Source organism: Nocardioides sp. SR21, from assembly GCF_022761125.1.
GTDB lineage: Bacteria > Actinomycetota > Actinomycetes > Propionibacteriales > Nocardioidaceae > Nocardioides.
On sequence record NZ_JAKWJR010000001.1, the window covers coordinates 45,389 to 64,813 of the forward strand.

Consider the following 19,425-nt stretch of genomic DNA (forward strand, 5'->3'; position numbering starts at 1 on the left):
CGGACGTAACCTGGGAGGCATGTCGCTCCTCCGTCAGCCGCTCCTTCTCCTCGCGCGCAGCGCACAGGTGAAGAAGCTCGTCAGCACCATGCCCGTGTCCTCCGGGATCGTCCACAGCTACGTCCCCGGTGAGACCACCGAGACCGCCGTGGCCGCCACGTCCAGCCTCGAGGCCGACGGCCTGCGGGTGACGTTGGACTTCCTCGGCGAGGACACGCTGGACGCGGAGCAGGCCGACGCGACGGTCACGGCGTACCTCGAGCTGCTCGACCAGCTCTCGGCCCAGGGCCTCACCCGCGACGCGGAGGTGTCGGTCAAGCTCAGCGCGATCGGCCAGTTCCTCCCCGACAACGGCCACAAGATCGCGCTCGAGAACGCCCGCACGATCTGCCGCGCGGCGCGTAACGCCGGCACCACGGTGACCCTCGACATGGAGGACGCCACCACCACCGACTCGACGCTGTCGATCCTGCGCGAGCTCCGCAAGGACTTCCCCGAGACCGGCGCCGTGCTCCAGGCCGCGCTGTTCCGCACGGAGGCGGACTGCAAGGCGCTCGCCCACGAGGGCTCGCGCGTCCGCCTGTGCAAGGGCGCCTACCTCGAGCCCGAGGCGGTTGCGTTCCAGGACAAGCTCGACATCGACAAGTCCTACGTCCGCTGCGCCAAGGTGCTGCTGGAGGGCGATGGCTACCCGATGTTCGCCACGCACGACCCGCGCATCGTCGAGATCGTGTCGTCGCTGGTCAGCCGCTACGGCCGCGACCAGGGCTCGTACGAGTTCCAGATGCTGTACGGCATCCGCCCCGAGGAGCAGCGCCGGCTGGCCGCGGCCGGCGAGACCGTGCGGGTCTACATCCCCTACGGCCTCGAGTGGTACGGCTACCTGATGAGAAGGCTCGCCGAGCGTCCGCAGAACCTGACATTCTTCCTGAGGTCCCTGATCTCCAAGAGCTAGGTAGAGCAATGTCCCAGACCGCCATCCTCGGCGCCGGCGTGATGGGCGAGACCCTGCTCTCCGGCCTGGTCCGCGCCGGCCGTCGCGTCGACAACCTGCTGGTCGGGGAGAAGCGCGCCGACCGCGCTCGTGAGCTCGAGGAGCGGTACGGCGTCGCCGTCGTCAGCAACGTCGAGGCGGCCGCGAAGGCCGACACCGTCGCCATCGTCGTGAAGCCGCAGGACATGGGTGACCTGCTCGACGAGATCTCGGGCTCGCTGCGTCCCGGCCAGCTGGTCGTGTCGCTCGCGGCCGGCATCACCACCGCGTTCATCGAGTCCCGCGTGCCCGAGGGCGTGGCCGTCGTCCGCGTCATGCCGAACACGCCTGCCCTCGTCGACGAGGGCATGGCCGCGGTCTCGCCGGGCTCGCACTGCTCCGAGGAGCACCTCGCGGAGGCCGAGGCGCTGATGGCGTCGGTCGGCAAGGTCGTGCGGATCCCCGAGCGCCAGCAGGACGCGGTCACCGCGATCTCCGGCTCGGGCCCGGCGTACATCTTCTACGTCGTCGAGTCGATGATCGAGGCCGGCGTCCACCTCGGCCTGCCGCGCAGCACCGCCACCGACCTGGTCATCCAGACCCTCGTCGGCTCCGGGAAGATGCTGCGCGAGACCGGCACCCACCCGACCGTGCTGCGCGAGCAGGTCACGTCGCCCGCAGGCACGACCGCCGCCGCGCTTCGCGAGCTCGAGGTGCACAAGGTCAGGGCGGCGTTCCTGGCCGCGATGGAGGCCGCTCGCGACCGCTCGCGCGCGCTCGCAGAAGGCTCCTGAGCACCAGCACGTTCAGCAGCGCGGCCCCGGCCATCGCGAGGACGCCGACCACGTCGGTCGTGACCGCGAACCACGGGGCCAGGCCGCCGGTGGTGGAGGACACGCACTCCCCGCTGGGCGAGCAGGACGCCGACCCCGAGCTGCTCGACGGGTTCGCTCCCGGGACCAGCGCCAGCAGGCCGTAGGCAACGTAGAAGCCGATCATCCCCGGCACGCTCGACGGCAGCGCGAGGGCGGCAGCGAGCAGGATCGGCGCCGTCGTGTCCGTGGCGAAGCCCCAGCCCGCCACCGCGGCGACCGTGCCGACGTACGACGCCGCCACGGCCCGGCCGGTCATGACCGCAGCGTCCTGAGGAGCCCGACGACGTCGTCGACCAGGCCGCGCACCACGGGCAGGCGGGACAGCTTCACGAGCCGGTCCACGATCGGCACCAGGGCGGCGACGAGCTGCCGGCTGCGCCGCTGGTGGGGACTCTCGTCGTACACCCAGAACAGCACGAGCCCCATCTGCAGCAGCCACAGGAGCTCTGGCAGGTCGGCGCGCAGTGCCGCCACGGGCTTCGCGTTGGAGCCCTCGAGCAGCTGCTCGAACAGCGCGATGCTCGCGTCTCGGGCCGGTGCCGACTCGGGGCTGAAGGGCGACAGCGGGCTGCTCGGATCGGCGGCGTTGCGGAAGAACTGGCCGGCGAACTCGTGATGGGGCTCGGCCACGTCGAGCCACGCGGTCAGCACGCCGCGCAGGCGTTGGTCGAACGCGGTCTCGCGTTCCAGGACCTGGCCGGCCGCGGTCGCGTGCTCGGCCTGGAGCTGGTCGTAGAACGCCTGGACCAGGTGCTCCTTGGACCCGAAGTAGTAGTACGCGTTGCCCAGCGACACCCCGGCGTCGGCCGCGATCGACCGCATCGTGGTCTTGTCGTAGCCCTTGCTGCGGAACAGCCGCATCGCCGCGTCGACGATGTTCTGGCGGGTCTGCTCAGCCTTGGGCGATCGGTTGGCAGGATCCGGCACAGGCGTCAGGGTAGTCATCCCGCTGCACCTCCTCCCGGGTGAGCAGGTGTCGCAGCCCGGCGGCGCCGAGGGCAGCACCGCGGGCCAGCGGCAGCAGCTGCGGGCGGCTGAGCCGCTCCGCGAGTCCGCGGTACGGCCGGGTCGCCCACAGGCACATCACCCACGCGTGCTCCTTGGTCCACACCGACCCGTCACTGCCCACCACCGTGATGTCCTCGAGCGTGCTCGCATGGTCGAGGGTCGGCCAGCGGCGGCGGGCCTCGTCGGACCCGGCGGCGAGGAGCTCCAGCGGGACCAGCGTCGGCTGCCCGCCGAGCCAGGCGGCGAACCGCCGGCACAGCGGGCAGTGCGGGTCGGTCAGGACGGTGAGGCCGGTGATCACTGCGGGTACGCCGGCTGCGCGGGCCCGACGAAGCCCTGCGGCGCGACCGGGGCGACCGGGTTCTGCTCGAGCCGGGTACGCCGCCGGATCGCGTTGAAGACGTACACGTTCACGAAGTGCACGACGCCCAGCACCAGCATGACCACGCCGACCTTGAGGCTCAGCGTCTCGAACAGGCCGCGCAGGTCGTAGACCGGCTCGGAGACCCGCAGGAACAGCATCACGAACCCGACGTTCAGCAGGTAGAAGCCGACGACGAGCAGCCGGTTCACGGCGTGCGCGAGCGCGTCGTTGCCGTGGAAGACGTCCTCCAGGAACACCTGGCCGTTGCGCGACAGCGTGCTCGCGACCCAGATGGTGAGGGGGAGGGTGATCAGCAGGTAGACGACGTAGGTGCCGACGGTCCAGTCCATCGCGGGACTCCATTTCTGAACGTGTTCAATTCTGATGATGGAGCGAGCGTAGGACATGTTTTGAACATGTTCAAGACCTAGAGCCCGATGGCCGCCTCGGCCGCCGCGAGGACCGGCGCGGTCACCTCGCGGCAGCGGGCGGCGCCGGCGTCGAAGACCGACGTCACGTAGGCCGGGTCGTCGGCGAGCTCGGCGTACCGCTTCTGGACCGGCTCGAGCTCGGCGACCACCGCGTCGGTCACCGCGCGCTTGAGGGCGCCGTACGTCGTGATGCCCTCGGCCGACCCGCCGCACGCGGCGAGGATGTCGAGCAGGTTCGAGACGCCGGGCTTGTCCGCGCCGGGCCGCACCGCGTCCGTCCCGGTGTCGGAGTCGGTGACCGCCCGGGCGACCTTGCGGCGTACGACGTCGGGGGAGTCGAGCAGCAGCACCACCCCGGCCGCGTCGGCGTCGGACTTGCCCATCTTGCGGGTCGGGTCGTCGAGCCGCATCACGCGGGCACCGGCCGGCGGCACCGTGATCTCGGGGATCGTGAACACCGGGCCGTAGGTGCGGTTGAACCGGATCGCGAGGTCGCGGGTCAGCTCGACGTGCTGGCGCTGGTCGGCGCCGACCGGCACCTGCTCGGCGCGGTAGAGCAGGATGTCGGCGGCCATCAGCGCGGGGTACGTGTAGAGCGAGACGCGGGTCGAGTCGACGCCGCGGCCCTTCTCCTTGAACTGGATCATCCGGTTCAGCTCGCCGGTGTAGGCCGTGCACTCGAGCAGGTACGCGAGCTGGGCGTGCGCCGGCACCCGGCTCTGGAGGAACAGCGTCGACTCGTCGAGGCCGACCGCGAGCAGCAGGGCGGTGGTCTCGCGGACCAGCGACCGCAGCCGCGCCGGGTCGTGGGCAGTCGTCAGGGCGTGCAGGTCGGCGATGCCGTAGAAGCAGTCGGCGTCACCCTGGCCGGCGGCCATCGGGCGCAGCGCGCCGAGCAGGTTGCCGAGGGTGAGGCGGCCGCTCGGGGTGAGCAGCGAGAGGTTGCGGGACATGTGAGCTCCTGGAGGTGAGGGGCCCACGGGTCGGCGGAGATGCAGAACGGCCGCCCGTGGGCGGCCGATAGGTGACGTGGATGCGCGTCGAGAGGTGGTCCGCCCTCAGGCGGGCCACCAGAACAGGGGACGCGTCAGCACCTGTCCAGGGTAGCGGTACCGTCCAGCCATGCCCGCGTGTCAGGGACCGGCGACGGTCGTGTTCGACCAGAGCCTCACGGAGTACGACTTCGGCCCCGACCATCCGATGGCCCCGATGCGGGTGGACCTGACCATGCGGCTCGCCGCCGACCTCGGGGTCCTGGGCCGCGGCCTGCGGCAGGTCGCGGCGCCGATGGCGAGCGAGGACCTGCTCGCCACCGTGCACGACCCCGCACTCATCGAGGCCGTGCAGCGAGCGACGTACGACGAACGCTTCGGGCTGGGCACCGACGACAACCCGGTCTTCCCGGGGATGCACCACGCCTCGGCCCACATCGTCGGCGCGAGCGCGGAGGCGTTCCGCCAGGTGTGGTCGGGGGAGTCGCTCCACGCCGCGAACATCACCGGCGGCCTGCACCACGCGATGCCGGGGCGCGCCAGCGGCTTCTGCATCTACAACGACGTCGCGGTCGGCATCCAGTACCTCCTCGACCAGGGCGCCGAGCGGGTGGCGTACGTCGACGTCGACGTCCACCACGGCGACGGGGTCGAGCGGATCTTCTGGAACGACCCGCGGGTGCTCACGATCTCCCTGCACGAGACCGGCCAGATGCTGTTCCCCGGCACCGGGTTCCCGGCCGACCTCGGCGGCCCGGACGCGCTGGGTACGGCGGTGAACGTCGCGCTGCCGCCGGGGACCTCGGACGGCGGCTGGCTGCGCGCCTTCCACGCCGTGGTCCCGCCGCTGCTGCGGGAGTTCGGGCCGGACGTGCTGGTCACCCAGCACGGCTGCGACTCGCACACCGAGGACCCGCTGGCGCACCTGATGCTCACGGTCGACGGGCAGCGGGCGGCGTACCTCGCGCTGCACGAGCTGGCGCACGAGGTCGCCGACGGCCGCTGGGTCGCCACCGGTGGCGGCGGGTACGCGGTCGTCGACGTCGTGCCCCGCGCCTGGACCCACCTGCTCGCGATCGTCGGCGGCCATCCGCTGGACCCCGCGACCGAGACGCCGGACTCGTGGCGCGAGCACGTCCTGCGCCGCCTCGGCCGGACCGCGCCGCACCGGCTCACCGACGGCCGGGACCCGATCTACCGCGACTGGTCCGAGGGCTACGACCCCGACACGTGGCTCGACCGGGCGATCCACGGCACCCGGATGGAGGCCTTTCCGCTGCACGGCCTCGACCCGTTGCCCTGACTCCGGGACTCACCCGAAGTGGGGTTCGCTGACTGGACCAGCGCAAGCCGACACGCCGGGTCACCCGAGCTACTTTGGTGAACCCCTTCCCCACGAGTCACATCAGGCCCTATTCTCACTGAGCGCGACGCGTGCACTCACCGGTGGGGAAGCCGGTGGCGCGTCAGACAGAAAGTATGTGGTGCACGATGGCTACCAACTCCGGGGACATCTCCGACTCGAAGTTCCTCACGGTCGCCGAGGTCGCGGCAATGATGCGCGTCTCCAAGATGACCGTCTACCGGCTCGTCCACGGCGGCGACCTGCCCGCCGTCCGCGTCGGCCGCTCGTTCCGCGTGCTGGAGAGCGACGTCGACGAGTACCTGCGCAAGAGCTTCTACAGCGCCGGCTGATCCACTGGCTGATCTCGCGCGACCGGCCGATTCTGCCAGGGGGCGACCCTCCGGATAGGCTTGGCCGGTCCCGCGGGCCTTTCCCGGGGACCGCACGTACTGCGTTGAAAGGTTTCCCTGTGGGTTCTGTCATCAAGAAGCGGCGCAAGCGCATGGCCAAGAAGAAGCACCGCAAGCTGCTGAAGAAGACGCGCGTCCAGCGTCGCAAGCTCGGCAAGTAAGGCCGCTCGCGTCCGTATGGGCAGTGCCGGCAGGGTCGTCCTGGTCACCGGGGTCTCGCGCGACCTCGGCCGGCGATTCGCGCGCGCTGCCGCGGACGATCCCACCGTGGCGCGGGTCATCGGCATCGATGCCGTCCCGCCCCGCGGTGACATCGGCGACGTCTCCTTCGTGCGTGCCGACATCCGCAACCCGGTCATCGCGAAGGTCATCGTCAAGGAGGACGTCGACACCGTCGTCCACATGAGCGTCATCTCCACCCCTGGCAGTGCCGGCGGGCGGAACACGATGAAGGAGCTCAACGTCATCGGGACGATGCAGCTCCTCGCGGCCTGCCAGCAGGCGCCCGGGTTGCGCACCCTGGTCGTGAAGTCGACGACGACGGTGTACGGCGCGAGCAGTCGCGACCCCGCGATGTTCACCGAGGACATGGAGCCTCGGCGGGTGCCCCGAGCCGGGTACGCCAAGGACGTCGCGGAGATCGAGGGCTACGTGCGCGGGTTCGCCCGGCGCCGTCCCGACGTCCGGGTCGCCCTGCTCCGCCCGGCGAACATCATCGGCCCCGACGTCAACAGCCCGCTGACGTCGTACCTCCGGCTCCCGGTCATCCCGACCGTGCTGGGCCACGACCCGCGCCTGCAGTTCCTGCACGAGCGCGACCTGATGGCCGTGCTCCGCCACGCGATGCTCACCGACGTCGCGGGCACGTTCAACGTCGCCGGCGACGGGATCCTCAAGCTCTCCCAGGTCGTACGCCGGCTGCAGCGGCCGAGCATCGGTCTGCCGCCGTTCGCCGTCGGCGGCGTCGGCTCCGCGCTCCGCTCCGCCCGGCTCGCCGACTTCTCGCCCGAGCAGGTCGAGCTGCTGACCTACGGTCGCGGCGTGGACACCACCCGGATGCGCACCGACCTCGGCTTCGAGCCGGAGTTCACGACCGCCGAGGCGCTCGCCGACTTCGGGTCCACCCTGCGCCCGACCGGCGGACGCACCGACCGCGCCCTCGCCCAGCTCGAGGCGAGCCTGCCGGCGGGAGCCGGCCGTGGGTGACGCCGAGATCATCCCGATCGGGACCCGCGGCCGCCCGGGCCGGGGCACCGGCAAGACCTCGTCGTCCGCCGCCCGCAGCCTGGCGCCCGATGCGAAGCCGGCCGTGAAGGCGGCGGCGGCCCCCAAGCCCAAGCCGAAGCCGAAGCCCAAGCCCAAGCCCGAGCCTGCTCCTGAAGAGGTGGCGGTCGAGGCGCCGCGGCCGCCGGCGACCACGGTCGACCGCGACCCCACCGGCGGCATCCCGGCCGGTGACTGGCTCGCCGCGATCCAGGTCGGCGCCCGCGAGGTGTTCGGCGAGCAGTGGGAGCCGCAGCTGGCGCAGTTCCTCGCGTTCCTGCGCCGTCGGGTGACCGGCGACTACAGCGTCGACGAGTACGGCTTCGACCAGGAGATCACCCAGCGGTTCTTCATGGCCACGCTGCGCCCGATCGCGGAGAAGTGGTTCCGCATCGAGGTCCGCGGCGCCGAGAACATCCCGGCGACCGGCGGCGCGCTGGTCGTCTCCAACCACTCCGGCACGATCCCGGTCGACGGGCTGATGACGATGGTGTCGATCTTCGACAAGACCGGTCGCCACCTGCGCCCGCTCGGCGCCGACCTGGTCTTCAAGATGCCGTTCGTCAGCACGCTGGCGCGGATGGGCGGCACCACCCTGGCGTGCACCGAGGACGCCGAGCGGATGCTGAGCGGCGGCGAGCTGGTCGGCGTCTGGCCCGAGGGCTTCAAGGGCATCGGCAAGCCGTACTCCGAGCGCTACAAGCTGCAGCGCTTCGGCCGTGGTGGGTTCGTGGCCGCGGCGATCCACACCGGCGTGCCGATCGTGCCGCTGTCGGTCGTCGGCGCCGAGGAGATCTTCCCGCTGGTCGGCAACGTGCCGTCACTGGCCCGCCTGCTCGGACTGCCGTACATCCCGATCACGCCGTTCTTCCCGCTGCTCGGCCCGCTCGGCCTGGTCCCGCTGCCGTCGAAGTGGCTGCTGGAGTTCGGCGAGCCGATCCGCACCGACGAGCTGGACGAGGGCGCGGCCGACGACCCGATGCTGGTCTTCAACGTGACCGACCAGGTCCGCGAGACCATCCAGCAGACGCTCTACACGCTGCTGATGCAGCGGCAGTCGGTGTTCCGCTAGCGGAGACGCGCCAGCGGATCCGCCGATGGTGGCCGGCGTTCCGTGAGCCAGTCGGTCTACGGAGTCAGTCGCCCTGCTTCGGCTGGACCTGACCCGTCAGCGGGTCGATGACGCCCTCGAGGATCTGGCCGACGCCGTCGAGCAGGTCCGACACGATCGGGACGCGCGGCGCCTGGGAGTCGCTGCTCCCGCCGCTGCCCGCGCCACCGCCGGTGAGGCCGTTGACGAGGTCCTGCAGCGGGTTGCTGCCACCGACCGGCTGGCCGCCGGGCAGCAGCGTGCCGCCGCCGGGGTTCACGCTGCCCGGCGGGATCTCCTCGCCGTCGACGTCGGGGAGGTTGGTGCCGGCGCCACCCTTCCCGTCGCCCTTGCCGTTCTGCTTGCCGGCGTTCTCCGCCTGCTCGGTCGGGCTCGGCGACGGCGGCAGGGGCAGCGCGGGCGCCGCGACGGGCATGAGCACGGGCGGGATCGAGTCGATCGGCCGGCCACCGCAGGACGGGCACTGCTGCGCGGCCTCGGAGTCGATGTTGGCCATCACGCCGGCGGCGCGGATCAGCTCGTCGCGGGCCGCGGGCGGCACCAGGGGCTCGAGCGCCGCGAGCTGGTCGAGACTGGACGACGCGAAGTCGCGCAGCTGCGCGATCGAGGAGGCGTTGCCGTTGTTGGCGTAGTCGGCGAGCAGCAGGTCGGAGGCCTCGATGGCCTGCTCGGTGAACGTGTCGAGGGTGCGCTCGATGCGGGCCTCGTCGGCGGCGTCCGGGTCGCTCTGGCGGGTGAGCGCGTCGACCTCCTCGAGGCGGGACGAGGCGCTCGCGAGGACGGTGGTGCCGCGGCTGCCCTCGCCGACCGAGATCCCGGTGTGCACGCGCTCGATGACCCGCTTGACCGGGTAGAGCGAGTCGCCGGGCAGTGCGCCCTGGGACGCGACGGCGATCGAGGTGGTGGCGCCGACGATCGCGATGCCACCGACGACGGCGGCGAGCCGGCGTTCGCGGGTGGGCCTGCGGTCGGGCAGCTTCAGCTTCGAGACGTCGGACGGGACCAGCGCGGTGTCGGCCTCCGCCATCAGGCGTTCGCGCAGGTCGGCGACGAACTCCGGCCGGGCGGTGACCGGTGGCATCGTGCGCATCGCGCCCACCAGCTCCAGCAGATCAGCATCGTGAGACTCGACGGTCGAGTCGCCCTCGACCATCGCGTCGAACCGTTCGGCGCGCCGTTGCGCCGAGAACCCCCATGTCATGTCCACCTCAACGAGGTGTCAGGAGGCGAGGTTACGGGCGTGCCGGGTGTGACGTGCATCAGTCGCGCAACCCTTCCGGCATCAGCTTGGCGAGGTTGCGTACGCCGCGCAGCTGGAGCTGCTTCACGGCGCCGTCGCTGCGCCCGAGGACGGCGGCGGTCTCGGCGATGCTCATGCCCTGGAGGAAGCGCATCACCAGGCAGTCGCGCTGCTCGGACGGCAGCTCGGTGAGAGCGCGGAGCAGGATCTCGTTGGTGAGCCCGGCGAGCACCGTGGACTCGGGGCCCTCGGTCGCGTCGTCGTGGAGGCCCATGTCCTCGGTGGTGAGCTCGAGGCGGGTGCGGCCGGCCTTGAAGTGGTCGGTGGCGAGGTTGCGGGCGATCGTCATCAGCCAGGCGCCGAAGTCCTTGCCCTGCCAGCGGAAGTTGTTCATGCTCCGCAGCGCCCGGAAGAACGTCTCCGACGTGAGGTCCTCGGCCAGCGTGCTGGAGCGGGTCCGGTAGAAGAGGAACCGGTAGACCGACGACTGGTAGTGGTCGTAGAGCAGCCCGAACGCCTCGGAGTCGCCCTGGCGGGCCAGCTCGACGAGCGCGATCAGGCGGGTCCGCTCGGCCTCGTCCTCCTCGGACGACGCGGCGAGGTCGGCGTCGCCGTACCCGCTGCCGCCGCCCGGGCCACCGGCGTCGGTGCGGCCGCCGGCGACCGCCTCCATGGCGAGCATCCCGGGCCCACCCGAGAGTGCGGGTGCCAGGAGGGCCTCGGCGACGAGCCGGCGCAGGGTGTCGAGCCCGCGCACGAGCTCGGTGTCCTCCCACGCCATGTGTGACCCCTCCCGGAAGCTTCCCTCCGCAGTCTTCCCCGATCGTAAACATGAGTTACGACATTGGGAACCGGCCGTCTCGCGGCCGGGGTCAGTCGCGGCGTCCCTTGACCGCGACCCCCGCCGCGACGGTGCCCACGACCGCTCCCGCCACCGCGCCGGCGGCGACGCCGGCCCGCAGCGCCTTGCGCTTGGTGCGGTAGTCGCGGATCCGCCAGCCGTGCTCGCGGGCATGCGCCCGTAGCTTCGAGTCGGGGTTGATCGCACAGGGGTCGCCGACCATCGAGAGCATCGTCAGGTCGTTGTAGGAGTCGGAGTACGCCGAGCAGCGGCTCAGGTCGAGCCCCTCGCGCGCGGCCAGCGCCTTGATCGCCTCACCCTTGGCCGGGCCGTGCAGCATCTCGCCGACGAGCCGCCCGGTGTACACGCCGTCGACGTGCTCGGCGACGGTGCCCATGGCGCCGGTGAGGCCGAGCCGCCGGGCGATGATCTGGGCGATCTCGATCGGGGCGGCGGTGACCAGCCAGACCCGCTGGCCCTCGTCGAGGTGCATCTGGGCGAGCGCCCGGGTGCCCGGCCAGATCCGGTGCGCCATGCCCTCGTCGAAGATCTCCTCGCCGAGCTCCTCGAGCTCCTGGACGGTGTGCCCGGCGATGAAGCTCAGCGCCGACGCCCGCGCCTCGGCGACGTGCTCGGGGTCCTCGACGCCGGCGATCTGGAAGTAGGCCTGCTTCCAGGCGGCGCCCAGGATCTCGCGGGTCGTGAAGAACTTCCGCTTGTGGAGGCCCCGCGCGAAGTGGAAGATGCTCGCGCCCTGCATCACCGTGTTGTCGACGTCGAAGAACGCCGCGCTCTCGGAGTCCTGCGGCGCGAGCAGCGCGGACTCCACCTCGGCGGCCGCGGCCGCGGCCTCGCCGGCCAGCGTCGAGCGCGACTGCAGGTTGCGCGGGCGGGCCCGCTTGTCCTGGGCCCGCTTGTCGGGGGGCGGTGTCACACAGGGCAGGGTAGACCGGTGTGGAAGTATCCCCACATGTCTGACGTCCGTGACGTGGCAGAGCTGGCGGCTTCCGCGGCCGCCGATCACCCCGATCGGCTGGCGCTGGTCGAGGCCGGCGGGCGCAGCCTGACCTGGGCCGCGCTCGACGAGGAGGTCGGCCGGATGGCCACCGGCCTCGGCAACGCGGGCGTGCTCGGCGGCCACCGCGTGCTGATCGCGGTCGGCAACCGGCTCGAGTTCGTGACGACGTACCTCGGCGTGCTCCGGGCCCAGGCCGTCGCCGTCCCGGTCAACCCCGGCTCGCGCCCCGGCGAGCTGGCCCGGATGATCGCCGACTCCGGCTCGCGCCTGGTCGTGGCCGACCCCGCGACCGCGGCCGCCGTCCGCGAGGCCGCCGACAGCCTCGACCCGCCGCCGCGGGTCGCGGTGGTCGGGGAGCCGTCGTACGACGAGCTGCGCGCGGACGCCGCCCGCCCGGTGCCGCCGCTGCAGGACCCCGAGAAGCTCGCGGTGCTGCTCTACACGAGCGGCACGTCCGGGCTGCCGCGCGCTGCGATGCTCACCCACCGCGCGCTGCTGGCGAACGTCGAGCAGGTCGCCCGGGTCGAGCCGCAGATGATGCACGGCGACGACGTCGTGCTCTGCGTGCTGCCGCTGTTCCACGTCTACGGCCTCAACGCCGTCCTCGGCGGCGCGCTGCGGCACCGCGCCAAGCTGGTGCTGGTGGAGCGGTTCGACCCGCACGAGACGTTGTCGCTGATCGACGACGAGGCGTGCAGCGTCGTCCCGATCGCGCCGCCGGTGTTCGCGTACTGGCAGGGCGAGGAGCACCTCGAGGAGCACCTCGGCCCGGTCCGGCTGGTGCTGTGCGGCTCGGCGCCGCTGTCGGCCGAGGTCGCCGAGCAGTTCACCGCGCGCACGGGTATCCCGGTGCACCAGGGCTACGGCCTGACCGAGGCCGCGCCGGTCGTGACCAGCACGCTCTGCAGCACCGTGCGGCAGCCCGGGTCGGTCGGCGCCGCCCTGCCCGGCGTGGACATCCGGCTGGTCGACGAACTCGGGCAGGAGCCCGACGGCGACGACCCCGGTGAGATCCAGATCCGCGGCGACAACCTGTTCAGCGGGTACTGGCCCGACGGTGCCGGGGGACCGGACGCCGAGGGCTGGTGGTCGACCGGTGACGTCGGCTTCCTCGACGCGACCGGCGACCTGTTCCTCGTGGACCGGATCAAGGAGCTGGTGATCGTCTCCGGCTTCAACGTCTACCCGACCGAGGTCGAGGACGTCATCGAGGAGGTCGACGGCGTCCAGGACGTCGCGGTCATCGGCGTCGAGGACCCGGTCACCGGCGAGGCCGTCGTCGCCTACGTGCTGGCGCCGGGGGTCAGCCCGATCACGCTGGTCGACCAGGTCCGCGAGCACTGCGAGCGGCGGCTGGCGCGGTTCAAGGTGCCCACGCGCATCGAGGTCGTCGACGAGCTGCCGAAGACCGTCACCGGCAAGGTGCAGAAGGGCCGGCTGCGCGGCATGGAGCGGCGCCGGGCCCTCGGGATCCTGGAGTGAGCGAGCCCCGGGTCACCCTCTACTCCCGCCCGGGCTGCCACCTCTGCGACGACGCCCGCGCGGTCATCGAGCGGGTGTGCGCCGACCTCGGCGAGGAGTACGTCGAGGTGTCCATCGACGACGACCCGCAGCTGCAGGAGCGGTTCGGCGAGGAGATCCCGGTGACGTTCGTCGACGGCCGCCAGCACGACTTCTGGCGGGTCGACGAGACCCGGCTGCGGGCCGCCCTCGCCCTCTGACGACCCCGGAGAGCGTGGCTCATCTCACATGTGCTAGCCCGCCCGCCGGGACGGCTACTGCTCGGTTTTGTTCTCGCGTTCACAAACTCCTACAGTGAACGGGCCGCGGGCGGTCGGAAGCGTCCGAACCCGCGGCTAGATCACGGAGACGAGACCAGTGACCGCACGGACCTCCCCGGAGAGCGCTCGGGACATCCCCGAGGCCACCGTCGCGCGACTGCCTGTGTACCTCCGGGCTCTGGTCACCCTCTCCGAGAGCGGCACGGTGACCTGCTCGAGCGAGGAGCTCGCGGTCGCCGCCGGCGTGAACAGCGCCAAGCTCCGCAAGGACCTCTCCTACCTCGGCAGCTACGGCACCCGCGGCGTCGGGTACGACGTGGACTACCTGCGCTACCAGATCGCCCGCGAGATCGGCGTGACCCAGGACTGGCCCGTGGTCATCGTCGGCATCGGCAACCTGGGACAGGCGCTGGCCAACTACTCCGGGTTCCGCAGCCGCGGCTTCCGCGTCGTCGCGCTGCTCGACGCCAACCCCGACCGGCACGACGAGGTCGTCGCCGGCATCGACGTACGCCCGTTCGACCACCTCGAGCAGATCGCCCGCGACCACGCGGTCGCGATCGGCGTGATCGCCACCCCGGCCGTGGCCGCGCAGGACGTCGCCGACCGGATGGTCGCCTGCGGCATCACCAGCATCCTGAACTTCGCGCCGACCGTGCTGAACGTCCCCGACCAGGTCGACGTCCGCAAGGTCGACCTCTCCATCGAGCTGCAGATCCTGGCGTACCACGAGCAGCGCAAGACCCACGGAGCGGCCGGATGAGCGAGCGATTCATCCCGAGCAGCGCCGGACGTGCCTCAGGCGCGCACGGAGCGAAGCGAGTACGCCCATGAGCGTCCTGGTGGTGGGGATGTCCCACAAGTCGGCCCCGGTCTCGCTGCTGGAGCGCGTCGCGCTCGACGGTCCTGGCGTGCAGAAGCTGATCGACGACGTCACGGCGTGCGAGCACGTCAGCGAGGCGACGGTGATCGCGACCTGCAACCGGCTCGAGATCTACGCCGACGTCGACCGCTTCCACGGCAGCGTGGAGGACGTCTCCCGGCTGCTCGTCGAGCGGGCCGGCGAGCGCACCGAGGCGATGCTGCCGCACCTCTACGTCCACTACGACGACGGCGCCGTCTCGCACCTCTTCCAGGTCGTCGCGGGGCTCGACTCGATGGCGCTCGGTGAGGGCCAGATCCTCGGCCAGACCCGCGACGCGCTCAGCACCGGCCAGGAGGTCGGCAGCGTCGGTCCGGCGCTGAACTCCCTGTTCCAGCAGGCTCTTCGCGTCGGCAAGCGGGCCCGCGCCGAGACGGACATCGACCGCGTCGCGCCCTCGCTGGTGACCGCCGCGCTCGACCGCAACCCGCACGCCGCGGACCTCGCCGGCAAGCGGGTCCTGGTGCTCGGCGCCGGCGCGATGGCGGGCCTCGCCACCGCGACCGTGTCCCGTCGCGGCGCCGAGAGCGTGACGGTCGCGAACCGCACCGCCGGCAACGCCGACCGCCTTGCCGGGGAGTACGGCGCCCGTGCGGCGCAGCTGACCGAGCTCGAGGCCGAGCTCGCGCTCGCCGACGTCGTGGTCTCCTGTACCGGTGCCGCCGGCGTGCTGGTCACCGCCCCGATGGTCGCCGCGGCGAACCCCGACGGCCGCCCGATGGCGCTGATCGACCTCGCGCTGCCGCACGACATCGACCCGGCGGTCGCCGACCTGCCCGGCGTGCTGCTCACCAACCTGGCCGAGCTCGCCGCCGAGCTGCGCGACTCCGACGCCGGCCGCGAGGTCCAGGCGGTCCGCTCGATCGTCACCCAGGAGGTCGCGGCGTTCCTCGCCGCCCGCCGCCAGGCCAGCGTCACCCCGACCGTGGTCGCGCTGCGCTCGATGGCCACCTCGGTCGTCGACGCCGAGATGGAGCGGCTCGCCGGCCGGCTCCCCGACCTCGACGAGGCCGCGCGCGCCGAGGTGCTGCACACCGTGCGCCGGGTCGCCGACAAGCTCCTGCACCAGCCGACGGTCCGCGTGAAGGAGCTCGCCAACGAGGACGGCGCGGTCTCCTACGCCGCTGCCCTCGCCGAGCTGTTCGCGCTCGACCCCGAAGCCGTCACCGCCGTCACCCGACCGGAGGGGCTGTCGTGATCCGTATCGGCACCCGCGCCTCCCTGCTCGCGACCACCCAGTCCCGCTGGGTCGGCGAGCGGCTCCGTCAGAAGTCGGGCCTCGAGTTCGAGCTGGTGGAGATCACCACCGACGGTGACCGCAGCCAGGCCGCCGGCACCTCGCTCGCCGAGGCGTCCGGCACCGGCGTCTTCGTCAACGCGCTCCGCGACGCGCTCCTCGACGGCCGCATCGACGTGGCGGTCCACTCGCTCAAGGACCTGCCGACGTACGCCCACGAGGGGATCCTGCTCGCCGCCATCCCGCCCCGCGAGGACCCGCGCGACGTCGTCGTCGCCCGCGACGGCCTCACGCTGGGCGAGCTGCCGGTCGGCAGCAAGGTCGGCACGGGCTCCCCGCGCCGGGCCGCGCAGCTGCACGCGCTCGGTCTCGGTTTGGAGGTCACGGGCATCCGTGGGAACGTCGACACCCGGATCGGCAAGGTGCGTTCCGGCGAGTACGACGCGGTCGTGCTCGCCCGGGCCGGGCTGGCCCGGATCGGGCGTCTCGACGAGGCGACCGAGGTGCTCGACCCGTTGCAGATGCTCCCCGCCCCCGGGCAGGGCGCGCTCGCGGTCGAGTGCCTCGCGGAGGGTGACCTCGGCGAGGTCCTCGCGGGGGCCCTCGACGACCGGTACGCCCGCGCCGCGGTCGAGGCGGAGCGAGCAGTGCTGGCGACTCTCGAAGGCGGTTGCTCCGCACCGATCGGGGCGCTGGCCGAGGTCGTGGAGGGAGAAGACGAGGAAGAGCTCTGGGTGCGAGCAGTGGCGCTCTCACCCGACGGGGTGCTCACGGTGCGGATGTCCGCATCGGGTGACCCCTCCGACGCGGCAGGCGTCGGGACCCGGCTGGCGGACGACATGCTCGCCGACGGTGCAGCAGGACTCACTGGTACAGCAGACAAGAGGCAGAACGCATGACGCGCAGCAACACCACTTCCGCCACCACTTCGGGAGCCACCCGAGGCTGGGTGTCGTTCGTCGGCAGCGGTCCGGGCGACCCGGGCCTGCTGACCGTGCGTGCGGTCGACCTGCTCCGGCGGGCCGACGTCGTCGTCACCGAGGCCCCGGAGCACCCGGCCCTGGTCCGCAGCGTGCTGGGGATCCCGGAGCCGGACCCGGAGGCCGAGGCCCCGGTCGAGACCTCCGGTCCCGAGTTCGTCGACGGCGGCTTCGGCGAGGACGGCCAGCCGCTGACCCACGCGGCCCGTGCCAAGGTCGTCGTCAAGCAGGCCAAGCGCGGCCTGCGCGTCGTACGGCTGATGGCCGGCGACCCGTTCCTCTACGCCTCGGGTCCCGAGGAGGCGCAGGCCTGCGTCAAGGCGGGCCTCGGCTTCGAGATCGTCCCCGGCGTCTCGTCGGTCGCCTCGGTCCCGGCGTACGCCGGCATCCCGCTGACCACCAAGGACCACCGTGAGGTCGCCGTCGTCACGTGTGGCGACAAGGTCGACTGGAGCCGGTACGCCGACAAGCGCACGCTGGTGCTGCTGTCGGCCGTGGGCCAGATCGGTGACATCGCCAAGGCGCTGGTCGCCGCCGGACGCCCGGCCGAGACCCCGGTCGCGATGACCCGCGTCGGCACCACCACCGAGCAGTCCACGGTCACCTCGACTCTCGAGCGGATCGCCGCCGACGCGCGCGCCGCCCGGATGGCCCCGCCCGCGATCACGGTCGTCGGCGACGTCGTCGACCTGCGCGAGACGCTGTCGTGGTTCGAGACCAAGCCGCTGTTCGGCTGGCGCGTGCTGGTGCCCCGCACCAAGGAGCAGGCCGGCTCGGTCTCCGAGCGGCTGCGCGGCTACGGCGCCGTCCCGGACGAGGTCCCGACCATCTCCGTCGAGCCGCCGCGCAACCCGCTGCAGATGGACAAGGCCGTGCGCGGCCTGGTCGAGGGCCGCTACGAGTGGATCGCGTTCACCTCGGTCAACGCCGTCCGCGCGGTCCGCGAGAAGTTCGAGGAGTACGGCCTGGACGCCCGCGCGTTCTCCGGCCTGAAGATCGCTGCGGTCGGCGAGAAGACCTCGCAGGCCATCTCCGACTGGGGCCTGCGCGCCGACCTGGTGCCGTCAGGTGACCAGTCCGCCGCCGGTCTCCTCGAGGACTGGCCCGAGTACGACGAGCTGCTCGACCCGATCAACCGGGTCTTCCTGCCGCGCGCCGACATCGCGACCGAGAACCTCGTCGCCGGCCTGGTCGACCTCGGCTGGGAGTGCGACGACGTCACGGCGTACCGCACCGTCCGTGCGGCTCCGCCGCCGGCGCCGACCCGCGACGCGATCAAGACCGGCAAGTTCGACGCGGTCGTGTTCACGTCGTCGTCCACGGTGCGCAACCTCGTCGGCATCGCCGGCAAGCCGCACCCGTCGACGATCATCGCCGTGATCGGCCCCGCCACCGCGAAGACCGCGGAGGAGCACGGCCTGCGGGTCGACGTGCTGGCGCCCAAGCCGGACGTCGACGAGCTGGTCGACGCGCTTGCCGACTTCGGCGCCTCGCGCCGCGCGGCGCTGGTCGAGGCCGGCCAGCCGGTCACCAAGCCGTCCGACCGCAAGCCGTCGGCGCGCCGGAAGGCCAGCACCTCTCGATGACGACCGACGGTCTCGGACCCACCATCCGGCCGCGGCGCCTGCGGACCACTGCGGCGCTGCGTCGGATGGTGGCCGAGACGTCGGTCGAGCCGCGGCAGCTGGTGCTGCCGCTGTTCGTGCGCGAGGGGCTCACCGAGCCGCAGCCGATCTCGTCGATGCCGGGCGTCGTCCAGCACACCCGCTCGACGTTGAAGGCGGCCGCCGCCGAGGCGGTCGAGCTCGGGCTGGGCGGCGTGATGCTGTTCGGCATCCCCGAGCACAAGGACGCCACCGGCTCCGGGGCGATCGACCCCAGCGGGATCCTCAACCTCGCGATCACCGACGTGGTCGCCGAGGTGGGTGACGGGCTCACCGTGATGAGCGACCTGTGCCTCGACGAGTTCACCGACCACGGCCACTGCGGCGTGCTGACCGCCGACGGCAAGGTCGACAACGACCGCACGCTGGCGGCGTACGCCGAGATGGCGCGCGCCCAGGCGCACGCCGGCGTCGACATGGTCGGGCCGAGCGGCATGATGGACGGCCAGGTGGCGGTGGTCCGCGACGCCCTCGACGCCGCCGAGCACACCGACGTGTCGATCCTGGCCTACTCCGCGAAGTACGCCTCCGCCTTCTTCGGCCCGTTCCGCGAGGCCGTCGACTCGTCGCTGCAGGGCGACCGCCGGACCTACCAGCAGGACTCCGCGAACGCGATCGAGGGCGTCCGCGAGGCGCTGCTCGACGTCGAGGAGGGCGCGGACATCGTGATGGTGAAGCCGGCGCTCGCCTACCTCGACGTGATCCGCCAGGTCCGCGACGCGGTCGACGTCCCGGTGGCGGCGTACAACGTCTCGGGGGAGTACGCCATGCTCGAGGCGGCGGCCGCGAACGGCTGGATCGACCGCGAGCCGGCGATCCTCGAGACCCTGCTCGCGATCCGGCGCGCCGGCGCCGACGTGATCCTGACCTACTGGGCGGCCGAGGCGGCTCGCCTGCTGCGCTGAGCCCGACGTCGTCGGTCGAGTCGCGAGCGCCAGCGAGCCGCTCGTTGGTCGAGTAGCGAGCGCCA

General features: G+C 72.1%; 22 protein-coding genes. 14 read left to right on the top strand and 8 right to left on the bottom strand.

All coding sequences use genetic code 11. The features are described 5' to 3' along the window. Nucleotides 1–19: 19 nt before the first annotated feature. Nucleotides 20–955 (top strand): proline dehydrogenase family protein, encoded by a 936-nt coding sequence (locus tag MJ604_RS00260; RefSeq protein WP_243056273.1) that lies wholly within the window; start codon nucleotides 20–22, stop codon nucleotides 953–955. Between the two features lie 8 nt (nucleotides 956–963). Next, nucleotides 964–1,767 carry a pyrroline-5-carboxylate reductase gene (gene proC, locus MJ604_RS00265; protein ID WP_243056274.1) on the top strand — a complete coding sequence of 268 codons (804 nt, stop codon included), beginning with the start codon at nucleotides 964–966 and terminating at the stop codon, nucleotides 1,765–1,767. Here the strand turns inward: proC and MJ604_RS00270 are convergent. The 5 genes from MJ604_RS00270 to trpS all read right to left on the bottom strand — a co-directional run bounded on the left by MJ604_RS00270 (nucleotide 1,697) and on the right by trpS (nucleotide 4,604). Then, nucleotides 1,697–2,104 (bottom strand): hypothetical protein, encoded by a 408-nt coding sequence (locus MJ604_RS00270; protein ID WP_243056275.1) that lies wholly within the window; start codon nucleotides 2,102–2,104, stop codon nucleotides 1,697–1,699. The two genes, proC and MJ604_RS00270, sit on opposite strands and share 71 nt — an antisense overlap. Then, nucleotides 2,101–2,775 (bottom strand): TetR family transcriptional regulator, encoded by a 675-nt coding sequence (locus MJ604_RS00275; RefSeq protein WP_243056276.1) that lies wholly within the window; start codon nucleotides 2,773–2,775, stop codon nucleotides 2,101–2,103. Before MJ604_RS00275 ends, MJ604_RS00270 begins: the two co-directional genes overlap by 4 nt. Further along, nucleotides 2,741–3,157, bottom strand: a complete 417-nt coding sequence (locus tag MJ604_RS00280) for a DUF393 domain-containing protein (RefSeq protein WP_243056277.1) — start codon at nucleotides 3,155–3,157, stop codon at nucleotides 2,741–2,743. Before MJ604_RS00280 ends, MJ604_RS00275 begins: the two co-directional genes overlap by 35 nt. Beyond that, a complete protein-coding gene (locus MJ604_RS00285; protein WP_243056278.1) occupies nucleotides 3,154–3,570 on the bottom strand; it encodes a hypothetical protein in 417 nt (138 codons plus the stop codon). The genes MJ604_RS00280 and MJ604_RS00285 overlap by 4 nt, the downstream gene beginning before the upstream one ends. Nucleotides 3,571–3,647: 77 nt before the next feature. Further along, entirely contained in the window at nucleotides 3,648–4,604 is a 957-nt protein-coding gene (trpS, locus tag MJ604_RS00290; protein ID WP_243056279.1) for a tryptophan--tRNA ligase, read from the bottom strand. A 169-nt stretch (nucleotides 4,605–4,773) separates the two neighbouring features. Here trpS and MJ604_RS00295 point away from each other — a divergent pair, with 169 nt between their 5' ends. The 5 genes from MJ604_RS00295 to MJ604_RS00315 all read left to right on the top strand — a co-directional run bounded on the left by MJ604_RS00295 (nucleotide 4,774) and on the right by MJ604_RS00315 (nucleotide 8,733). Next, nucleotides 4,774–5,946, top strand: coding sequence for an acetoin utilization protein AcuC (locus tag MJ604_RS00295; RefSeq protein WP_243056280.1), 1,173 nt, complete (start codon nucleotides 4,774–4,776; stop codon nucleotides 5,944–5,946). Nucleotides 5,947–6,134: 188 nt separating this feature from the next. Beyond that, nucleotides 6,135–6,338: a helix-turn-helix domain-containing protein gene (locus tag MJ604_RS00300; protein WP_243056281.1), complete on the top strand. Its 204-nt coding sequence runs from the start codon at nucleotides 6,135–6,137 to the stop codon at nucleotides 6,336–6,338. A gap of 119 nt (nucleotides 6,339–6,457) precedes the next feature. Beyond that, a complete protein-coding gene (locus tag MJ604_RS00305) occupies nucleotides 6,458–6,559 on the top strand; it encodes a 30S ribosomal protein bS22 (RefSeq protein ID WP_008356322.1) in 102 nt (33 codons plus the stop codon). Nucleotides 6,560–6,575: 16 nt separating this feature from the next. After that, nucleotides 6,576–7,604, top strand: coding sequence for an NAD-dependent epimerase/dehydratase family protein (locus MJ604_RS00310; protein ID WP_243056282.1), 1,029 nt, complete (start codon nucleotides 6,576–6,578; stop codon nucleotides 7,602–7,604). Further along, nucleotides 7,597–8,733 (top strand): lysophospholipid acyltransferase family protein, encoded by a 1,137-nt coding sequence (locus MJ604_RS00315; RefSeq protein WP_243056283.1) that lies wholly within the window; start codon nucleotides 7,597–7,599, stop codon nucleotides 8,731–8,733. The genes MJ604_RS00310 and MJ604_RS00315 overlap by 8 nt, the downstream gene beginning before the upstream one ends. Nucleotides 8,734–8,797: 64 nt before the next feature. Here the strand turns inward: MJ604_RS00315 and MJ604_RS00320 are convergent, their stop codons facing one another. The 3 genes from MJ604_RS00320 to MJ604_RS00330 form a co-directional block, all read right to left on the bottom strand. After that, a complete protein-coding gene (locus MJ604_RS00320; protein ID WP_243056284.1) occupies nucleotides 8,798–9,973 on the bottom strand; it encodes a DUF5667 domain-containing protein in 1,176 nt (391 codons plus the stop codon). Between the two features lie 58 nt (nucleotides 9,974–10,031). Continuing rightward, nucleotides 10,032–10,793, bottom strand: a complete 762-nt coding sequence (locus MJ604_RS00325; RefSeq protein ID WP_243056285.1) for a sigma-70 family RNA polymerase sigma factor — start codon at nucleotides 10,791–10,793, stop codon at nucleotides 10,032–10,034. 91 nt (nucleotides 10,794–10,884) lie between these two features. Beyond that, nucleotides 10,885–11,787 (bottom strand): HAD family phosphatase, encoded by a 903-nt coding sequence (locus tag MJ604_RS00330; protein WP_243056286.1) that lies wholly within the window; start codon nucleotides 11,785–11,787, stop codon nucleotides 10,885–10,887. Nucleotides 11,788–11,823: 36 nt separating this feature from the next. Between MJ604_RS00330 and MJ604_RS00335 the strand changes: the two genes are divergently transcribed. From MJ604_RS00335 to hemB, 7 genes are all read left to right on the top strand, one after another. Further along, on the top strand, nucleotides 11,824–13,353 hold the full coding sequence (locus MJ604_RS00335; RefSeq protein WP_243056287.1) for a class I adenylate-forming enzyme family protein: 1,530 nt from the start codon (nucleotides 11,824–11,826) through the stop codon (nucleotides 13,351–13,353). Continuing rightward, the gene (locus tag MJ604_RS00340) at nucleotides 13,350–13,592 is read left to right on the top strand and encodes a glutaredoxin family protein (RefSeq protein WP_243056288.1); all 243 of its coding nucleotides are present in this window, start codon (nucleotides 13,350–13,352) and stop codon (nucleotides 13,590–13,592) included. Before MJ604_RS00335 ends, MJ604_RS00340 begins: the two co-directional genes overlap by 4 nt. 157 nt (nucleotides 13,593–13,749) lie before the next feature. Continuing rightward, nucleotides 13,750–14,415, top strand: coding sequence for a redox-sensing transcriptional repressor Rex (locus tag MJ604_RS00345; protein ID WP_243056289.1), 666 nt, complete (start codon nucleotides 13,750–13,752; stop codon nucleotides 14,413–14,415). Between the two features lie 67 nt (nucleotides 14,416–14,482). Then, the gene (locus tag MJ604_RS00350; RefSeq protein ID WP_243056290.1) at nucleotides 14,483–15,772 is read left to right on the top strand and encodes a glutamyl-tRNA reductase; all 1,290 of its coding nucleotides are present in this window, start codon (nucleotides 14,483–14,485) and stop codon (nucleotides 15,770–15,772) included. Further along, nucleotides 15,769–16,710 carry a hydroxymethylbilane synthase gene (gene hemC, locus MJ604_RS00355; protein ID WP_243056291.1) on the top strand — a complete coding sequence of 314 codons (942 nt, stop codon included), beginning with the start codon at nucleotides 15,769–15,771 and terminating at the stop codon, nucleotides 16,708–16,710. The genes MJ604_RS00350 and hemC overlap by 4 nt, the downstream gene beginning before the upstream one ends. Further along, nucleotides 16,707–18,377: a uroporphyrinogen-III synthase gene (locus tag MJ604_RS00360; protein WP_243056292.1), complete on the top strand. Its 1,671-nt coding sequence runs from the start codon at nucleotides 16,707–16,709 to the stop codon at nucleotides 18,375–18,377. The genes hemC and MJ604_RS00360 overlap by 4 nt, the downstream gene beginning before the upstream one ends. After that, entirely contained in the window at nucleotides 18,374–19,360 is a 987-nt protein-coding gene (gene hemB, locus MJ604_RS00365) for a porphobilinogen synthase (RefSeq protein ID WP_243056293.1), read from the top strand. Before MJ604_RS00360 ends, hemB begins: the two co-directional genes overlap by 4 nt. Nucleotides 19,361–19,425 lie beyond the last annotated feature (65 nt).